Consider the following 18,528-nt stretch of genomic DNA (forward strand, 5'->3'; position numbering starts at 1 on the left):
GAACGATAAGTCAGGTTAGCGGAGGAAATATGCGTAGACTCCTGCGGGAACAGAGGCATAGGTGAGACAACGAAGTGCCTTGGCACGAGTTGGCTCAACAGCCGCCCGCGGAAAGCGGAGCATATTTCCGGAGCGGTGTATCCCGCTTCCTTTCCTAATAATCGTTCGTCTTTTTATGACTTTTAGAAATTTTTTTCTTAGCCTCATTCGTTTTATATGCGTTGGGTTTTATGGTAACTACTTACGTTTTAGTTCACACCTTCCCGGGTAGAATAATTTTGAAGCATTTCTTAAAGGAGTGATGACAATGGCTAAAATAGCAACTGTCATAACAAATATGTTTGAAGATGTTGAATATACAGATCCGGCAAAGGAATTCAAGGATGCCGGCCATGAAGTCGTGACAATTGAAAAAGAAAAAGGAAAAACAGTAACCGGCAAAAATAAAGAAGCTGAAATAACCATCGATGAATCGATTGATGATGTAACCGCAGATCAATTTGATGCATTATTCATCCCGGGCGGTTTTTCGCCGGATCAACTGCGCGCTGATGAACGGTTCGTTAAATTTGCTAAACAATTTATGGATGCAGAAAAACCGGTATTTGCCATATGCCATGGTCCGCAGCTGCTGATTACGGCAAAAGCATTAGAAGGACGCAAGGCAACAGGCTTCACTTCCATCCAGGTGGATATGGAATACGCTAAAGCAAACGTACAGGATGAGGAAGTTGTCGTTTGCAATAACCAGCTTGTGACAAGCCGTCAGCCGGATGATATTCCTGCGTTTAAGAAAGAATCACTAAAATTATTAAGCGCGTAATAATAAATCCCCCTTTTCGCTCTTACAGCGGAGAGGGGGATTTTATTAATCCAATTTTGTGATCGTAAAATTATCCTGCAGGAGAAGCCAATTTTGCGGGAAGGCCAGCCCTAATTTCCAATAACTGATACCGAGCAGGTTTAATTCTTTAATCATATCAAATTTTGCCTGTATCGAGCGGGCGTCTTCAAACCATACCTCATGATTTGCCCCTTGGGAATCCGTGTAAGTATAGAAAGGTGCTTGGGCTGTCGTGTCGTATTCAATGCTTACATTTTGCTGGCGGGCTCGTGCAATTGCCTGCTGAGGACTGAGTGCTTCGGCAGGGTCGCCGCCTTCGGTAAACGGGAGTGTCCAATCGTAGCCATAAAGGTTTTGGCCGAGCAGTATTTTTTCCGGCGGCATAACGCTTAATGCAAAATCAACAACTTTCCGCACTTCATTTATAGGGGAAACAGCCCTTGGCGGCCCGTAGCTGTAACCCCATTCATAGGTCATCAGCACCACGAAATCAGCAATTTCACCATGCGTTGCATAATCGTGCGCTTCGTACCATTCACCTGTCTGTTCCGCACTCGTTTTAGGCGCCAGCGCGGTGGACAGCATTAAACCTTCTTCCGATAAACGCTGTTTCGCTTTGCGCAAAAAATTATTGTAAGCTTCACGATCTTCGGGCGGCAGAAATTCAAAATCAAAATGAACATCGCTGAAACCGATCTCTTGGGCCACGTTGACGATACTATCAAGCAGCGTATTTTGCACGGCCTGGACCGTCAAAATAATATGGCCAAGTTCTCTGCTGAACTCCCCCTCTTCAAGGTTCGTGATAACGAGCATCAACGCCGTATTCTGATTACCGGCAATCTGTACAAAGTTATCCAGAGGCGGAGCTGAAAGCGTTCCGTCACGATTTACCTGATAGCTGAATGGAGCAAGATAAGTGAGGTAAGGTGTTGTTTTTTCAGCTGAGTTTATGAGCGTCTGGGATACTTCGCCGCCTAAAGGTTCGATATAGGCGTTGGATGTGATGTCAGGTTTTGTCTGCTCGGGAATATAAAGCCGGGTCCCCACAGCTAGTACCCCTTCTAATGGAATATTATTGATCTGTGCAAGTTGATCAGCTGTCATGCCAAATTGCTGCGAAATCGAAAATAAGCTGTCGCCCGGCTGTACAAAATAAAACTGCCCAACGATAGGAATGACGAGTGACTGACCGGGCACAAGGTTATTCGGGGTGTCGAGCTCGTTGGCATCGATTAAAGCTGTGGGGGTGGTGCCATATAAATCGGCTATTTGATAGAGTGTGTCGCCTTGATTGACCACATGAATCTGCAATAAAATCCCTCCCTTTAAAATCATTTCTCTTCTACATTATGACTTTAAAGAAGGGGATATTACTTAGATAGGTTCTATGGAAGCATTCATTACTGAGCGCATGAGGTATAGCGCGTATTCGGTACCCTCTTTTTCTTCAGAGGCCATACAATTTTCCGGGATGTGCATCGAATACTTATGCATATAGGCATCTTTTGCTGTAAATAAAATACAAATATCGCCGGCAATGCCCGCCATGATGAGATGTGTTTTTCCGAGATCATTCAACAACGTGTGAAGCGGTGTCTCGAAAAAAGCTGAATGTTGCGGTTTAATCAGAAAATAATCCGACTCATCCGGTTTCAAAGCCTGAATGATATGTTCGTTTCCGCTATACTGGCAATGCTCAATAATTTTGCGAAAATCGGCTTGCCACAGATCGTAGTGATCGTTAACGTAAATGATAGGCATATTATTATCTTTGCCAAATTGGCGAAGTTTTTTCAATCCAGGTAAAATATCATTTGTATGCTGAAGCAAGTTTTCTCCACCATCAAAGTCAAAATCGTTTATAATATCAACGAATAGAATAGCACTGTTGTGAATATCCATTTCAGTTGCCCCTTTCTTCCTATTAGTTTTTCCTTTATAGAAAAATTCAAACGTCAAGAGGTGTTTAGATGGAAAAAAATACGGCTTATATGCAGGCAGCAATTGACCAAGCCAAAAAAGCCGAATCGCTGAATGAAGTGCCAATCGGGGCTGTTGTTGTTTATCAGGATGAGATTATAGCTTCCGGGTACAATTTAAGGGAATCGTCACAAACGACCTTGTCACATGCAGAGCTGATTGCAATCGAAAAAGCAAACCAAAAGATTGGCAGCTGGCGTCTTGAAGATTGTACATTATATGTCACACTTGAACCGTGTCCAATGTGTGCAGGAGCGATTGTGCAGTCACGGATTGAACGGGTAGTGTTCGGTGCTCCTGACCCAAAGGCAGGCTGCGCAGGCACGCTTATGAATTTACTTCAAGATGACCGCTTTAATCATCAGGTTGACGTTGCAGGTGGTGTTCTGGAAGATGAATGCAGTGCGTTGCTGACAGATTTTTTCCGAAAGCTGCGTCGCGGAAAACAGCAGCCCGACCGTTGAAGCTTTTTCCTGTATGGAGGCAATTGCCACAGCAATTACTGGTAGTCAACACTATCTCAAATCATAAAAAATATCTGTGAATTTTATCCACCCTATAATTATTATTGCATTTTGCACGCATAGTAAGTATAATAAATATTGCCGTGCTAAGCGGGGAGGTAGCGGTGCCCTGTACTCGCAATCCGCTATAGCGAGGCTGAATTCCCATTCGAGGTCGGATGTCTGTAAGGTCTGCCTCAAGGGATTGGTGTTGACGCCCAGGTCCTGCGCAACAGGAACCCATGAACCCTGTCAGATCCGGAAGGAAGCAGCAGTAAGTGGTCATTCTTGTGTGCCGCGGGGAAGCCTGAGCCGAGCCATGAACTTGGGTAACGCTTATGGACGTTCGATCAACAATGGGTGCACGGCTTACATAATGAGGAAAGACTGCATCAATGTCGAAAGCGACAGTTGAGGCAGTCTTTTTTTCGTATAAATGCCGTTAGTCATATATTTTTTGTTATAATTTTAATAATTAGGATTTTATTAAAACTACCGGAAAGAGGGCGCTTTTGCTGCTTTATATAATGCTTTCTGTCGTTATATGCGTGCATGGAACTCTATCTATCTATCGGCACAGTCAAAAATTATTTGACACAGATTTTGCAAAAGACAGGGTTGCGCGACCGTACGCAATTAGCCATTTATGCGGTGAAGCATCATATTATTGATGATTAATAGGTCATTAATCAGCTAACCTCAGCTAAAGAAATTCAAAGGATAGTGTTTATTGCTTTATAGGGGGCTACCTCGCCCCAATTATTCAGGAGGGACAAAAACAAGGTTTGAGTTAATATCGTACATAAGGGCACTGATATAAGACAGCGTAGCAAAGAAGGGGGATCAGCATTGATCGAGATTAATAATTTAACTAAACGCTATAAATCGTTTCAGGCTGTCAACAACAGCAGTTTTAATGTGGAAAAAGGCGAAATTTTCGGGTTTCTCGGGCCGAATGGGGCAGGTAAAAGCACGACAATCAATATTTTATCCACTATGTTGCAGCCTACGAGTGGGACGGTCACAATAAATGGTTATGATGTCATAAAACAGCAGAACCAGGTGCGGGAGAGCATCGGTATAATTTTTCAGCAAAATACGCTGGATGAAAAACTGACCGCGAAGGAAAATTTAATGCTGCATTGCAAATTCTATGGTGTGCCCCGTGCTTCTCGTAAGCACCGAATTGATGAGGTGCTGGAAATTGTCGATTTACAGGAAAGCATAAATACGTTAGTCGAAAAATTTTCCGGAGGCATGCAGCGCCGCTTGGAAATTGCCCGCGGGCTGCTCCATTATCCAAAAGTACTATTTCTTGATGAGCCGACAGTGGGGCTTGATCCACAAACGCGTGCTCATGTCTGGGAATATATTTTAAAGTTGAAAGAAAAAGAAAATATTACCATGTTCCTGACAACCCACTACCTGGATGAAGCAGAAATCAGTGATCGTATTGCTATTATGGATCAGGGTGAAATTATTGCGATTGATACACCAAAACGGTTAAAACAAAAGATTGGCGGCGACATTATCGAAATTACAACAAGCGACAATGAAGCGGCCATGAAGGAAATCGAAAATAACTTCAATGTCGTGGCGTTATCGCTCAAAGACGATGTCATCTACTGCAAAGTGAAAAACAGCGATGCGTTTGTTTCCGAATTCATCAAAACGCTAAAGACACCGCTAACTGGACTGGATATTCGGAAACCTACATTAAACGATGTTTTTCTCTCATTTACGGGGCGAGAAATCAGAGATTAAGAGGAGGGATGATTGATGGAAGGTATTATCGCCATTTGGCAGCGGGATATTATCAAGTTTTTCAGAGACCGGCCCCGGATGGTCGGATCTTTTTCCATGCCTATTTTGTTTCTGGTGGTTTTCGGCATCGGGATGGGCGGTTCGATGGAATCATTAGTTAGTGCGGGGACCAATGCGCAGAATTTCAATTATACAGAATTCATTTTCCCTGGGATCGTGTCAATGACCTTGTTGATGACATCAATTTTTTCATCGCTTTCAATTATACAGGACCGTGATTTTGGTTATATGCGTGAGATACTTGTGTCACCGGTGTCCCGGGTGAATATTGCAATTGGCAAAATGCTTGGCTCAGCTTCTGTCGCTTTATTGCAAGGTGTCATGATGTTTGTGCTTCTCCCTGTGCTCGGTATAGGAATTGATTTGGTTTCATTTTTCCAGGTACTTCCGGTAATGTTTTTGATGGCTTGTGCCTTCTCGTCGTTGGGTCTGCTCGTAGCGAGCCTGCTCAACTCTATGCAGGGATTTCAACTTGTAGTAAATATTTTTGTTATGCCGATGATTTTTCTATCCGGCGCCTTATTCCCACTAAATAATATGCCTGGATGGGTCAATTTTCTTGTCACATTGAACCCGGTCACCTATGGAGTTGATCTAATGAAACATATTATGATCGATGTGGAAAGCCTTAATGCAGCTGTGAGGGAGGAAATGGGTCTCAATCTTACATTCTTTGGTCAGCCTGTAACCATTACCGGTGAACTTTTCTTCTTGCTGGGATTTACAGCCGTTCTGATTTTGCTTGCTACCTTAAGTTTTAGACGAGCAAACAGTTAAGTGATTTGTGCCACGAACCGATTCCTCGTGTCAAACCCCCGTTAGTCGAAGCGGCCCGCGGAAAGCGAAGCATATTTCCGCAGCGGGGTGACCGCTTCCCTCCCCCATAATCGTTCCTCTTTTCTAATCTCCTTTTCTCTATGTCAGGCATAAAATGACCTCCGTCACATTACAAAGTATAAATTTAGTGACTTGAGGCTGTATGCATCAACCAGCACGCCGGTGTACACTAAAATCACAGGAGGCGGTTACGATGATTGAGTTGGTGGGTTTAACAAAGAAGTTTAAGCATAATGAAGCAGTCAAAAACCTGAATATGTTTATTGAGAAAGGTGAAATAGTAGGCTTGCTCGGCCCTAATGGCGCGGGCAAATCAACGGCTATTTCAATGATGGCATCACTTTCAGAACCGACGGGCGGTGATGTGAGATTTAATAACAACAGTATTTTGAAAAACCCCGCTCCATTACGGAAAGTTGTTGGCATGGTACCGCAGGAAATCGCTTTGTATGACGACTTAACAGCAGAAGAAAACATGCAATTTTTCGGGCGGATTTACCGTTTGAGAGGGCAGGTATTAAAACGGAAGATTGATGAAGTACTGGAGCAGATCGGTTTAAGTGAACGCCGTAAACAAGTGGTCAGGAAATTTTCCGGCGGGATGAAACGGCGTCTGAATATTGGAGTAGCCATGCTGCATGATCCGGAACTTCTAATTATGGATGAGCCGGCTGTTGGTATTGACCCGCAATCACGCAATTATATTTTGGAAACGGTTAAGCGATTAAATGAAGAAAGACAGATGACCGTTCTTTACACGAGCCACTATATGGAAGAGGTGGAATATCTTTGCGACCGTATTTACATTATGGATCAAGGGAATTTGATTGCATCCGGTACAAAAGAGGAAATCAAGCAGATTCTTTCCGCTGAGAAGACGATTTCCATCAAAACTAACCGGCTGAATGATCGATTTCTTTCTCTGTTGGAAGAATCCCCGACGATTAATCAAGTGGTGGCAGGCGAAAAAGAAGTAACAATAACGGTACCAAAAGAAATTAATATGTTTCCGAAATTAATTAACCTTGCCGAAAAGGTTGAACTGGAGCTGCGTTCAGTTGAGGTTAAAACACCAACCCTGGAAGATGTGTTTCTTCATCTGACAGGTCGGGCGCTCCGGGATTAGGGATGAGAAAATATGATTTGGCAAATCATGAAAAAACAAGGCCTTATGCTTTTCAGGAATCCTGTCCAGTTGCTTTTATTGGTGGGGTTGCCCCTAATCCTGATCGCTATACTTGGAACCGCGCTAGGGGGCACTATGAATGGCGAGTCCAGTCCGATTGATGTAAAGATTGCATTTGTTGACCATGGCAATGAACAGGGGCAGATCGATCGGTTTATGAATGACCTCGAATCGGAATTACCTCGTGAGGCGGTGGAGGGAATTCAGGAAGGCACCAGTGAATTAAAGCCGGTCAGCACCTTAAGAGAAGATGTCTTAGGCAGTGAAAATGTCAGCGAAATAGTCGACGTACAGGATGCAGCGCCAGCTGAGCTTGGAGCACTAAAGAATGACGACAGTTACACTGCAATAATTGAAGTGCCGGAAACATTCACATATAACATGCTCGAATATATGGTGCTGGATAAACCGGAGCAGCCGAAATTGAAAGTAACGCAAAATGAAACACGAGAAATCGGCGTGTCTGTTGTTAACGCAATTCTGGAACAATATCAGGAACAGTTTACGTTAGGCATGTTTTTAAGCAAAAATGGTATTGATGCTGGCACGCTTGAATTGAATGAATATGCTTCAACAGGTGAGGTGACAACAGTCAATCAAAAAAATCCGGTAACGGCAAAGGGCTATTACGCTGTCGGAATGGTCGTTATGAATGTTCTGTTTCTTGCTTCTACCATTGGCTCAATTGCATTTCATGAGAAAAAAACGCATGTCTTTGACCGTATCATTCTTGGCAATATGTCTCATTGGGTTTATTTCACAGGTGTTTTGTTGTCAGGTATGATTTTTGGCTTTTTTCATCTTTTGATTGTTTATGGTTTTGCTTGGGCAGTATTTGGCATTGCTTGGCCAAACCTCTTGGCATTTTTAGTAGTTTCGCTCGTGTATGCAATGGCAATCGGCGGTATAACAGTCTTATTGACTGCTATCAGCTATCGTATTAATTCGGAGGTCATTACGAGTTTTTTCTCAGGAATATTGGCAACGTTAATGGCATTTTTAGGCGGAAGCTTTTTCCCGATAGGCAATTCCTCTGAATTATTGCGGACGATCGGCAATTTAACACCTAACGGAGCTGGCATGTCAGCTTATATCGGCATTTTAAGAGGCGATGATATTTCTGAAATCGGCATTCACCTGCTCTTTCTGATTATTTTTGCGTTGACAGCCATTGTTTTCGCTGTCATCAGCTTTCCAAAAAGGGGGATATCAGGATGACTGGCATTTTACTATCAAAATTAAAACGATTTATCCGAAACCCCTTTATATTTATTATTTTCACGGTTATGTCGATCGGGTTTGCTTTAATTTTAGGCGGTTCAAATTTAGAGGGAAGTATTCAGGTCCCTGTTTATACAGCAGAGGAATCAGTGAAGGATGCGGCAGCTGAAGAGGCATTATCTGAAACGGAAAAAGTAGCCTTCAAATGGATGGACAGTAAGCAAAGAGTGGAAGAAGAAGTATCAACCGGGCGAGCAGAGGTAGGGGGTATTCTCCGGGAAGATGACTTTCAATTGATTGTAGGGGTGGATTCACCCAATGCCGGAACCATTGAACAGATGATCCAGAGAGCTTATACAAAAAAAGCTCAGCGGGAACAAATTTTAGAAGCGGCACGCATTTCGGGCAACATGAATAGTGAGGCTGTATTGAAAAAATTGGATGAAGCGCTGGCCGAACCGGTATTTTTCATTGAAAGAAGCCATTTTAACAGCTCGGATGATTTTGAGTTTAATAGTACATTGCACACGTTGTTTGGTTTCACACTATTTTTTGTCATATACACGATTGGCTTTAATGTGCTGCCAATCCTGACTGATAAAAAGGATGGTCTGTGGGACAGAATGATACTGGCGCCTGTTCGGAAATGGGAAATGTATGTGGCCAATTTAATCTACAGTTTCTTTGAAGGCTATCTGCAAGTCGTGATAATCTTTCTCGTGTTCCGTTATATCGTTGGCGTTGATTTTAATGGAAGATTTGCAGAATCGTTATTGTTTTTGATTCCATATATATTTGCAATTGTGGCATTGTCCATCCTGATAACCGGAATCGTTAAAAATGCGCAGCAGTTTAATGCCGCACTGCCGATTGTTTCGGTCAGTATGGCTATGATTGGTGGTGCTTTCTGGCCGATAGAAATCGTGGAATCGGAAATTCTGCTTGCTTTATCCAATGTAATTCCGCTGACGTATGGCATGGAGTTATTAAACGGTATCGCGGTGTATGGCTATCCATTGGAAGAACTGTTAATTTCGATCAGCGTTTTAATCCTGATGGGAGTTACATTTACAGGCGTTGGCATCCATTTAATGGAACGAAGACATGTGTGAATAAGGGGCTCGTTGCACAATGCAGCGAGCCTCTGTGTTTATTTGCAATCCTCTTCACATTCACCCCTGATATCGAGTATAATTTAGATAGAATAATCATGCGCGTTCAAAAAGATCATTTTCTTTTCAAACAGCTGCATAAAGGGGAAACCTTCATTATGACCTACCAGGCACTATACCGTGTATGGCGGCCCAAGACGTTCGAGGATGTTGTCGGCCAGGCACACATTACCAAAACACTGCAAAATGCGATTGTTCAGGAAAAGTTTTCACATGCCTATATTTTTTCCGGTCCGCGGGGGACGGGGAAAACAAGTGCTGCGAAAATTTTTGCGAAGACGATTAATTGTGAACATGCCCCTGTTAAAGAAGCGTGTAATGAATGCGCATCCTGCCGCGGTATCCAAGATGGGTCGATTAATGACATTATTGAAATGGATGCCGCATCGAATACGAGTGTTGAAGATATCCGGGAAATTCGGGAAAAAGTAAAGTATGCAGCAAGCACTGTTCCTTATAAAGTTTATATTATCGATGAGGTCCACATGATTTCAACAAGCGCGTTCAATGCGCTTTTGAAAACTCTGGAAGAGCCTCCTCAGCACGTTGTTTTTATTCTGGCAACTACCGAGCCTCACAAAATTCCGCTGACAGTAGCTTCAAGATGCCAGCGTTTTGACTTTAAACCGATTTCGAACAAATCAATCGTCGAGCGGATGCGGACCGTGATTGAAGCAGAACAAATCGCTGTTTCGGATGAAGCATTGGAAACTGTCGCACTTGCAGCAGAAGGCGGTATGCGGGACGCACTCAGTATCCTTGATCAGGCAATATCATACAGTGATGAACAAGTTGAGCTGGAAGATGTCCTTGCTGTGACAGGTGGTGTGGCACAAGGGATTTTGACCGACGTTGTTCAGGCTATGCATGGCCAGGATGTGCAAAAAGCTTTATCCCTGCTTGATGAGTTGATTCAGAATGGGAAAGACCCGGCACGCTTTGTCTACGATTTGATTTATTTTCTGCGTGATCTGTTGCTGTACAAAAGCGCCCCGGCACTTGACGATATTCTGGAGCGAGCCATGGTGGATGAGCCGTTCAAACAACTTGCTGAGACGGTCTCCGAGGACTGGATTCAGGGCGCCATCACGCATCTTAACCAGTGTCAGCAGGAAATTAAATGGACAACAAGCCCCAAAGTATTTATCGAAATTGCAATACTCACGATTACGAGAAAAAATACGCAGCAGGAGGAAACGCAAAATGCTGCTGATTCAGAAGCAGTGACAAGGCTTGTCGGCAGACTCGAACAGCTTGAGAAGGAATTGACTGCGTTGAAGGAATCACCTGCAGCAGCACGGCAGCCAGCAGCTCCGGCAGAACCGAAACGGGCAAAATCACGAACGGCAAAAAACAGTTATAATATCCCTTATGACAAAATTCGGAGCGTACTTGATACCGCCGAACGGCCGATGCTTAAAGAAGTGCAGTCACAATGGGCTTCATTTTTAACTAAACTTAAATCGACAAGCGCCCCGGCACATGCTACAATACAGGACAGCAAACCTGCCGCAGCATCAGAGGATGCGTTAGTCGTCCAATTTAAATATGAAATTCATTGTTCGCTCTTCCTGGACAATCGGGAGACAGTGGAGTCGGTGCTGACAAGTGTGAGCGGCCGTAATTGGACGATTATCCCGATACCTGCAAAGGATTGGCAGGAGTTGCGTAACGAGTATATAAACAAGCAGGACCATTCTGAACAGCAAGAAAGCGGTCAGAAAGAGGATCCGCTGGTGGAAGAAGCGCGAAAACTGGTTGGCGATGAACTGCTGGAAATACACGAAGAATAGATTACGTTTTAGGAGGCGTTTTTTATGAAAGGCAATATGAATAACATGATGAAGCAAATGCAGAAGATGCAGAAAAAAATGATGAAAGCTCAGGAAGAACTGCATGAAATGACATTCGAAGCGTCAGCTGGAGGCGGCATGGTAACCGTCGTTGCAAATGGTAAAAAAGAAATTACGGATGTGCAGATTTCAGAAGAAGTCGTAGATCCAGATGACGTTGATATGCTGCAAGACCTTGTTTTGGCTGCTACAAATGATGTCATTAAACAAATTGAAGATAAAACAAATGATACAATGGGAGAATTTACAAAAGGGATGAATCTGCCTGGAGGCGGCATGTTTTAATTCCCGATCAAAAAATAAAGAAAGACCTTGTATGAAAAACATCGGCACGCGCTGGAACGAGGCGAATGCCGAGTTTTTCTAATGGGAGGCATAATAACAGATGTATTATCCGGAACCGATTTCCAAATTGATTGACAGTTTTACAAAATTGCCAGGAATCGGTCCTAAGACGGCAGTCCGACTGGCATTCTATGTTTTAAATATGAATGACGACGACGTTATGGAGTTTGCCAAGTCACTGGTAAACGCAAAGCGTGAATTGACACACTGTTCAACATGCGGTCATATCACCGACCAGGATCCGTGTGCGATTTGTCAGGATACTTCAAGGGACAGTTCAATTATCTGTGTGGTACAGGACCCAAAAGACGTTATCGCTATGGAGAAAATGAAAGAATACAATGGGAAATATCACGTCCTGCATGGTGCCATTTCTCCTATGGATGGGATAGGCCCAGAGGATATCAATGTGCCTGATTTAATAAACCGTTTAAAAGATGAAGGTGTCGAAGAACTCATTTTGGCTACAAACCCTAATATTGAAGGCGAAGCTACCGCTATGTACATTTCCCGGCTGGTAAAACCATCGGGGATTAAGACAAGCCGGATTGCACATGGTTTGCCGGTTGGCGGCGATTTAGAATATGCAGATGAAGTAACCCTCTCAAAAGCCCTGGAAGGCAGAAGAGATCTTTAAAGTGAATCTTCAATCAGTGGGGGTTTTTCCCACTGATTGTTAGATGAACGAATCGGACATTTACTGGCAGTTGATCCCCCACCTAATCTTCATCGTATACGCTAACATTTGAGGTGGGGATCTTACTGCCAGTTACATGCGGGATAAAGTGAATCTTCAATCAGTGGGAGTTTTTCCCACTGATTGAAGGGGAACAAAGGCTAAGTTCGCAACGTCCTGTTGCAACGCCTTTGTGACCTGCATCGTGCAGGCCCGAACGAATCGGACATTTATGGACAGTTAGCCGCCGTTCTTTGGCGGGTTACTGCCCATTACATGCGGGATAAAAAGAGATAGGAGAAAATATGGGGAAAAAAAAGAGAAAGCGGGAAGTGGACAAGCAGCTATTAGATTCACTTTTCGCCATCGAATATGAATGGAAGCAAATTCAATCAATTTTGAATAAAAGCATCGAATCGACAGAAGATGGGTTTTATAAAGAGAATCTTGCTCGAGCTAAGTACTTGTATTTACTCAAGGAAGCCAAACATCGAAAAATCAGGGCCACGCGGTTTTATCAATAGATCTTAGTTCTTTTTCCGTTTTCCTTTTCATAAATAAATAGAAAGGGACAAGGGAAAGGAGTGCTATGTTCGTTGAGTTCAACACTGGTTATTTCGATTATGGTCGTGTTAATCGTCATTCTATTATTTGTAGGGGCTCCTGTTAAACCAATGCGGTTTATTGCCAATAGTACCGTTAAATTGGGAATCGGAATCTTACTTTTATTTTTTCTGAACGTGTTTGGGGGAGCCGTCGGTCTGCATATACCAATCAACCTGTTCACAGTAATTGTATCCGGTTTTTTAGGTATATTTGGCTTGGGCTCGCTTGCTGCTATTCATTTATTTATTCTGTAGTTGAAAAATCGTTCCAGGCCCCATCTTTTTAAAAGTGTAAAGAGATAAGCTATTGAAGCATATACTTTTATTGAGAAGCGGTTATAAAAAAGTTTAAAAGATAACCAGTTTTGCGTGTATAAATTTCGTTAGATTAGGAGATACTAAGCTAACGGAGGTGGGGACATGGAACAAAAAATAATGATGGAACGTTGCGGAATTTGTGAGGAAGAAAAAGAACGCGGAATCCATTTATACAAACTATTTATTTGCTGTGAATGTGAAAAAAATATGATTCACACTGAGCCGCGGGAAGAAAAATACCGTTATTATTTGCAAAAATTAAAGAATATGAATCAGCCAACACTATATTCCTAGTCATTCAGAGTCCGCTGTGTAAAAGTTTGCAGCGGTCTTTTTTAATGCATTAACATACAAGTAGATTAACCGTAAAGAGGGTGGGAAAGGTATGAGCCGGAATCAGAAAAACACACCTTTATATACCATGTTAGAAAATTTTACAGCCAGCCGCCCTGTTTCATTCCATGTTCCTGGGCATAAAAACGGGAACATAATTCCGTCTCAGGGAAAGGAAGCATTCAAATCTCTTCTACAGTTGGATTTGACAGAACTATCCGGTCTGGATGATTTGCATGCACCCCATGGCGTCATCAAAGACGCACAGGAGCTGACTGCCGAGCTGTTTGAAGCGGACGCCAGTTACTTTTTAATTGGCGGCAGCACCAGTGGTAATTTGGCAATGATCTTATCGGTTTGTTCACCAGGAGATGAGATGATTGTCCAGCGAAATAGTCATAAGTCAATTTTTAACGGACTGGAATTGGCTGGCGCAAAGCCTGTCTTTGTTGCCCCTGAATTCGATGAGGCTGTTCATCGTTATACAGCCCCCGGTAAGGACTCGATTAAACGGGCGTTGGACAGGCATCCGAGGGCTAAAGGTGTGGTCCTCACCTATCCGGATTATTTTGGGAGAACTTACGGATTAAACGAAATGATTCAACTCATTCATGAATATAATATACCAGTGCTGGTGGATGAAGCGCATGGCATCCATTTTTTCTTGGACGATTCTTTCCCGGAAGCAGCACTTGCGATGGGGGCGGATGCGGTAGTACAATCAGCACACAAAATGGCACCGGCCATGACGATGGGGGCATTTTTGCATACACAATCAGAACGCATGTCAAGCAGCCGGATTGCGCGTTATCTTCAGATGGTGCAGTCAAGCAGTCCATCATATCCGATTATGGCTTCCTTGGATTTGGCACGTTCGTTTCTGGCACACTTGACCTCTACCGATTTGCGACGCATACTGAATAGCGCTGAAGAAGTTCGTGACATACTGAAAAAAGGTGACTTGTGGCATATCGTGCCGGGGGATGATCCACTTAAAATAACACTTCAGGCAAAATTGGGCGTTCCGGCTGAGACAATAGCCGGATTGTTTGAACAGGAAGGTATTTACCCGGAGCTTGCAACGCATAATCAGCTATTGCTGGTGCATGGCCTGGCCCCTTTTAATCAAATGAAACGACTGGAAAAAGCAGTCGGCCGCATCAATGCACAATTAAAAAATATCCCGAATCATGATATAATAGATACAAACAATCTTTTTAAAGAACGTATCACTGAACTTGAATTGGATTATTTTACGATGAATCAGCGCAATTCGATCCAGGTTCCTTTAAGAAAAGCGGAAAACTGTATAGCAGCAGAAGCTGTCATACCTTATCCGCCCGGCATACCATTCGTGTTGAAGGGTGAGCAGATTACCCGCAATCATATTGAAATCATTGAACAGTTCATGCAGCAGGGTGTAACAATCCAGCATAGAGATATAGAAGAAGGAATAAGCGTTTTTTGTTAAAGGAGTAAGCGCCATGAGTGGATATTTCATAACATTTGAGGGTGGTGAGGGTTCAGGAAAATCCACCATACTGAAATCAGCTGAACAAAAACTTGCCGATTCAGGGTTTGACGTTTTGACAACAAGAGAGCCCGGCGGAATCGAAATAGCCGAAAAAATTCGTGAAATCATTTTAAACCCCGAACATACGGCAATGGATGCCCGTACTGAAGCGCTTCTTTATGCGGCGGCACGGAGACAGCATTTGACTGAAAAAGTGCTCCCGGCCTTAAGTGAAGGCAAAATCGTATTATGTGACCGGTTTGTTGACAGCAGTCTTGCCTATCAGGGATTTGCCCGAAAACTGGGCATCGAGGAAGTGTTTGCTGTTAATAAATTTGCGATACAGGACCTTATGCCGGATAAGACACTGCTTTTTGATATTGAACCAATAAAGGGGCTTAACCGGATTGCAGCGAATAAAGACAGAGAAAGAAATCGCCTGGATATGGAAAATATTCAGTTTCATGAAGATGTTTATGAAGCCTATCAACTGCTGGTTGCAAAATTTCCGAACCGTATTAAAGTTATTAATGCTGATCAGTCATTCGAAGATGTTGAGTCAGAAGCAGTTAACTATATTGATACGATTTTAAAAAACAGGTAAAGGAGGGTGAGACCGTGAAGTTACTCATTGCAGTTGTTCAGGACAAAGACACTAACCGTGTTCTTGACGCTTTGGGCGAAGAAAATTTTAAAATTACCAAACTTGCAACGACAGGCGGGTTTTTAAAGGAAGGAAACACAACATTGATGATTGGCTGTGAGGATGACTATGTCGATCACGGACTGAACGTCATTAAGGATAATTGTTCTAAACGTGAACAAATGGTGGCACCGATATCACCAATGGGCGGCAATGCTGATTCGTATATTCCAAAACCCGTTAAGGTTGAGGTCGGTGGGGCTACTGTATTCATCCTGCCAATTGAACAGTTTATCCAGTTTTAGAAGCTGTTAAAAAGCAGCAGCCGGGTTAACGCTGCTTGGCACAGTATCAGCAGAAGGAAGGGGGACTGGCCTGATGAAGATTAATCCGAAATTACAATCACAGATTGATACAACAAATAAAGCGCAGCGTGCTCCTGCAGAGAGCCGCTCACCATTTAAAGAAATGGTCCAGTCCCAGACACTTCAATTAAAGCAGCAGGAAATCCGTCAACTGATGAAGAATATTGCGATACAAGGGGATAAGCTTGCGCGTTACCGGTCTGCCCGGGATTTAATTAAATTTAAGCGAATGATAAAGCATTTTTTGCAGGAAACCGTACCGAATGGATTCGCATTGCAAAAATCTCATAATTATAGAATGGACGGGGGAAGTCAAAAGTTGACCATCCTCAGACAAGTGGATGATAAACTTGCTGAGTTAACGGAAGAGATCATGAACGAAGAAAGAAAAACCGTGGATTTATTAGGCCTTATCGGGGAAATCAAAGGTCTTTTAGTTAATTTATATACATAGTCAAAAGAGGGAAACGAATGAAAACATGGTCTGAAACAGCGGAAGTCCAGCCATTGGCAAGCAGAATCATTACGAACAGTATTCAAAAAGACCGGCTTTCCCATGCATACTTGCTCCAGGGCGAGCGTGGAACAGGAAAAGAAGCTGTTGCTTTATTATTGGCAAAGTCTCTTTTTTGCACGAAAAGATCCGGGGTGGAGCCTTGTCAGGAATGCCGTGATTGCAATCGGATTGAGTCGGGCAACCATCCTGACATGCATTGGATTGAGCCCGATGGCCAATCGATTCGAAAAGAGCAGATTGAATATCTGCAAAAAGAATTCAGCTACTCAGGTCTGGAGTCCGATCAGAAAGTGTATGTCATTAAAAGTGCAGAAACGATGACTGCCAACGCCTCAAACCGTCTGTTAAAGTTTTTGGAGGAACCTTCCAAAAAAGCAACCGCCATCTTGATGACTGAAAACAGCTCCTCTATTCTCCCGACAATTCGTTCGCGTTGTCAGATGATTGATTTTAAGCCTCTTAACCCGCAAGCATTTCAGCAGCAATTGGTTGAGCATGATGTGTCTCGTTCAAATGCTGTCTTAATAAGTGCCTTAACCAATAACCTGGATGAAGCAATCGCCTGGAGTACTGATGATTGGTTTGCGCAAGCGCGAAAATTAATGGTACAATTAATAGAAACGTTTTCGTCAAATCAAAACGACGTTTTTTTATTTATACATCAGAAATGGCTGCCGCATTTCAAAGAACGAACACAGCAGGAACAAGGGTTGGATTTACTGCTGCTCGGCTTTAAAGATATACTTTTTTATCATTTAGGCAAGACGAAAGATTTGGTCGTTTTTGAGCAAAATGATACAAGGATTGAAAACCTGGTGATGTTCTTCTCACAGGAAAAATTACTGGACAACTTAAATAAGCTGCTTGATGCCAAACGAAAACTCAAGCAAAATGTTAACCCGACACTTGTGATGGAGGAACTCATCATTCAAATACAGGGGTGAGAAAATGGTAGAAGTAGTAGGAATCCGTTTTAAAAAGGCGGGTAAAATATATTATTTTGATCCAGGCAATAATAATATCGCACGCGATGATTATGTTGTTGTGGAAACAGTACGCGGCGTTGAGTTCGGCAAGGCTGTCATTACAGAGCGACAGGTGGATGAGGAAGATGTTGTGCTTCCGCTTAAAAAAGTCATTCGTGTGGCAAACGAACAAGACAAACGCACAGTTGTTGAAAATCACGATCTTGCTGAGAAGGCTTTGGCAGCGGGTACCGAGAAAATACACGAACACCAGCTGGATATGAATCTGGTCGAAGTTGAATATACATTTGATCGCAATAAAATCATCTTTTACTTCACAGCAGAAGGCCGAGTGGACTTTCGCAACCTGGTCAAAGATCTTGCTGCAGCATTTAAAACCCGGATTGAACTGAGACAAATTGGTGTGCGCGATGAAGCCAAAATACTGGGCGGAATTGGACCATGCGGCAGAATGCTTTGCTGTTCAACATTCCTGGGTGACTTTGAGCCCGTTTCAATAAAAATGGCAAAAGACCAGAATTTATCATTGAACCCCGCGAAAATCTCCGGATTGTGCGGCCGTCTTATGTGTTGCCTGAAATACGAAAATGATGATTATGAAACAGCTAAACGCGAACTGCCGGATATTGGTGAAAAGGTTAAAACGCCATATGGTGAAGGTAAAGTATCGGGTTTAAACATTTTGGAGCGGGTGATTCATATTCAACTCCCTGAAAATGAACGGGAGATTGAATATACATTGGATGAAATGATTGATAAGGGGATTATCACTGCACAAGCCACAGAATAGTGGGGTGAACAAGC

The 18,528-nt window shown here is 43.0% G+C and carries 21 protein-coding genes, 1 other RNA gene and 1 pseudogene; 21 read left to right on the forward strand and 2 right to left on the reverse strand.

The annotated features are described in order from the left end of the window. Positions 1-307: 307 nt before the first annotated feature. Positions 308-823, forward strand: coding sequence for a type 1 glutamine amidotransferase domain-containing protein (locus BMZ22_RS05795; protein WP_090082963.1), 516 nt, complete (start codon positions 308-310; stop codon positions 821-823). A gap of 45 nt (positions 824-868) precedes the next feature. Here BMZ22_RS05795 and BMZ22_RS05800 read toward each other — a convergent pair whose 3' ends face one another. Beyond that, a complete protein-coding gene (locus BMZ22_RS05800; RefSeq protein WP_090082967.1) occupies positions 869-2,158 on the reverse strand; it encodes a glycoside hydrolase family 18 protein in 1,290 nt (429 codons plus the stop codon). A gap of 63 nt (positions 2,159-2,221) precedes the next feature. After that, complete coding sequence (locus tag BMZ22_RS05805) at positions 2,222-2,749, reverse strand: cysteine hydrolase family protein (protein ID WP_090082970.1); 528 nt, start codon at positions 2,747-2,749, stop codon at positions 2,222-2,224. Between the two features lie 68 nt (positions 2,750-2,817). Between BMZ22_RS05805 and tadA the strand changes: the two genes are divergently transcribed. From tadA to BMZ22_RS05905, 20 genes and pseudogenes are all read left to right on the forward strand, one after another. Continuing rightward, the gene (gene tadA / locus BMZ22_RS05810) at positions 2,818-3,291 is read left to right on the forward strand and encodes a tRNA adenosine(34) deaminase TadA (RefSeq protein WP_090082973.1); all 474 of its coding nucleotides are present in this window, start codon (positions 2,818-2,820) and stop codon (positions 3,289-3,291) included. A 141-nt stretch (positions 3,292-3,432) separates the two neighbouring features. Then, positions 3,433-3,698, forward strand: an RNA gene (gene ffs, locus BMZ22_RS05815) — signal recognition particle sRNA large type. 187 nt (positions 3,699-3,885) lie between these two features. Next, positions 3,886-4,008, forward strand: a pseudogene (locus tag BMZ22_RS05820) (response regulator transcription factor); the annotation flags it as partial. Positions 4,009-4,179: 171 nt separating this feature from the next. Next, entirely contained in the window at positions 4,180-5,094 is a 915-nt protein-coding gene (locus BMZ22_RS05825) for an ATP-binding cassette domain-containing protein (protein ID WP_090082976.1), read from the forward strand. A gap of 15 nt (positions 5,095-5,109) precedes the next feature. Beyond that, the gene (locus BMZ22_RS05830; RefSeq protein WP_090082978.1) at positions 5,110-5,931 is read left to right on the forward strand and encodes an ABC transporter permease; all 822 of its coding nucleotides are present in this window, start codon (positions 5,110-5,112) and stop codon (positions 5,929-5,931) included. 253 nt (positions 5,932-6,184) lie between these two features. Next, positions 6,185-7,117: an ABC transporter ATP-binding protein gene (locus BMZ22_RS05835; RefSeq protein ID WP_090082983.1), complete on the forward strand. Its 933-nt coding sequence runs from the start codon at positions 6,185-6,187 to the stop codon at positions 7,115-7,117. A 12-nt stretch (positions 7,118-7,129) separates the two neighbouring features. Then, a complete protein-coding gene (locus BMZ22_RS05840) occupies positions 7,130-8,395 on the forward strand; it encodes an ABC transporter permease (protein ID WP_090082986.1) in 1,266 nt (421 codons plus the stop codon). Then, entirely contained in the window at positions 8,392-9,510 is a 1,119-nt protein-coding gene (locus BMZ22_RS05845; protein WP_090082988.1) for an ABC transporter permease, read from the forward strand. The genes BMZ22_RS05840 and BMZ22_RS05845 overlap by 4 nt, the downstream gene beginning before the upstream one ends. 158 nt (positions 9,511-9,668) lie before the next feature. Further along, positions 9,669-11,363 (forward strand): DNA polymerase III subunit gamma/tau, encoded by a 1,695-nt coding sequence (dnaX, locus tag BMZ22_RS05850; RefSeq protein WP_090083157.1) that lies wholly within the window; start codon positions 9,669-9,671, stop codon positions 11,361-11,363. Positions 11,364-11,387: 24 nt separating this feature from the next. Continuing rightward, positions 11,388-11,708 (forward strand): YbaB/EbfC family nucleoid-associated protein, encoded by a 321-nt coding sequence (locus tag BMZ22_RS05855; RefSeq protein ID WP_090082990.1) that lies wholly within the window; start codon positions 11,388-11,390, stop codon positions 11,706-11,708. Between the two features lie 100 nt (positions 11,709-11,808). Further along, a complete protein-coding gene (recR, locus tag BMZ22_RS05860; RefSeq protein ID WP_090082991.1) occupies positions 11,809-12,405 on the forward strand; it encodes a recombination mediator RecR in 597 nt (198 codons plus the stop codon). Between the two features lie 344 nt (positions 12,406-12,749). Further along, the gene (locus BMZ22_RS05865; RefSeq protein WP_090082994.1) at positions 12,750-12,968 is read left to right on the forward strand and encodes a YaaL family protein; all 219 of its coding nucleotides are present in this window, start codon (positions 12,750-12,752) and stop codon (positions 12,966-12,968) included. Positions 12,969-13,040: 72 nt separating this feature from the next. After that, complete coding sequence (locus tag BMZ22_RS05870; RefSeq protein ID WP_090082996.1) at positions 13,041-13,304, forward strand: pro-sigmaK processing inhibitor BofA family protein; 264 nt, start codon at positions 13,041-13,043, stop codon at positions 13,302-13,304. Positions 13,305-13,469: 165 nt separating this feature from the next. Next, complete coding sequence (locus BMZ22_RS05875; RefSeq protein WP_090082999.1) at positions 13,470-13,661, forward strand: sigma factor G inhibitor Gin; 192 nt, start codon at positions 13,470-13,472, stop codon at positions 13,659-13,661. A 91-nt stretch (positions 13,662-13,752) separates the two neighbouring features. Continuing rightward, positions 13,753-15,171, forward strand: a complete 1,419-nt coding sequence (locus BMZ22_RS05880) for an aminotransferase class I/II-fold pyridoxal phosphate-dependent enzyme (protein WP_090083003.1) — start codon at positions 13,753-13,755, stop codon at positions 15,169-15,171. A 13-nt stretch (positions 15,172-15,184) separates the two neighbouring features. Beyond that, complete coding sequence (tmk, locus tag BMZ22_RS05885; RefSeq protein ID WP_090083006.1) at positions 15,185-15,817, forward strand: dTMP kinase; 633 nt, start codon at positions 15,185-15,187, stop codon at positions 15,815-15,817. Between the two features lie 14 nt (positions 15,818-15,831). Next, positions 15,832-16,161, forward strand: coding sequence for a cyclic-di-AMP receptor (locus BMZ22_RS05890; RefSeq protein ID WP_090083009.1), 330 nt, complete (start codon positions 15,832-15,834; stop codon positions 16,159-16,161). A gap of 73 nt (positions 16,162-16,234) precedes the next feature. After that, positions 16,235-16,675, forward strand: coding sequence for a YaaR family protein (locus BMZ22_RS05895; protein WP_090083011.1), 441 nt, complete (start codon positions 16,235-16,237; stop codon positions 16,673-16,675). A 17-nt stretch (positions 16,676-16,692) separates the two neighbouring features. Further along, positions 16,693-17,682, forward strand: a complete 990-nt coding sequence (gene holB / locus BMZ22_RS05900) for a DNA polymerase III subunit delta' (protein WP_090083014.1) — start codon at positions 16,693-16,695, stop codon at positions 17,680-17,682. A 4-nt stretch (positions 17,683-17,686) separates the two neighbouring features. Then, positions 17,687-18,514: a PSP1 domain-containing protein gene (locus tag BMZ22_RS05905; RefSeq protein WP_090083016.1), complete on the forward strand. Its 828-nt coding sequence runs from the start codon at positions 17,687-17,689 to the stop codon at positions 18,512-18,514. Positions 18,515-18,528: the final 14 nt, after the last annotated feature.

The sequence above is a fragment of the Lentibacillus persicus genome, assembly GCF_900112705.1.
GTDB classification, from domain to species: domain Bacteria; phylum Bacillota; class Bacilli; order Bacillales; family Amphibacillaceae; genus Lentibacillus; species Lentibacillus persicus.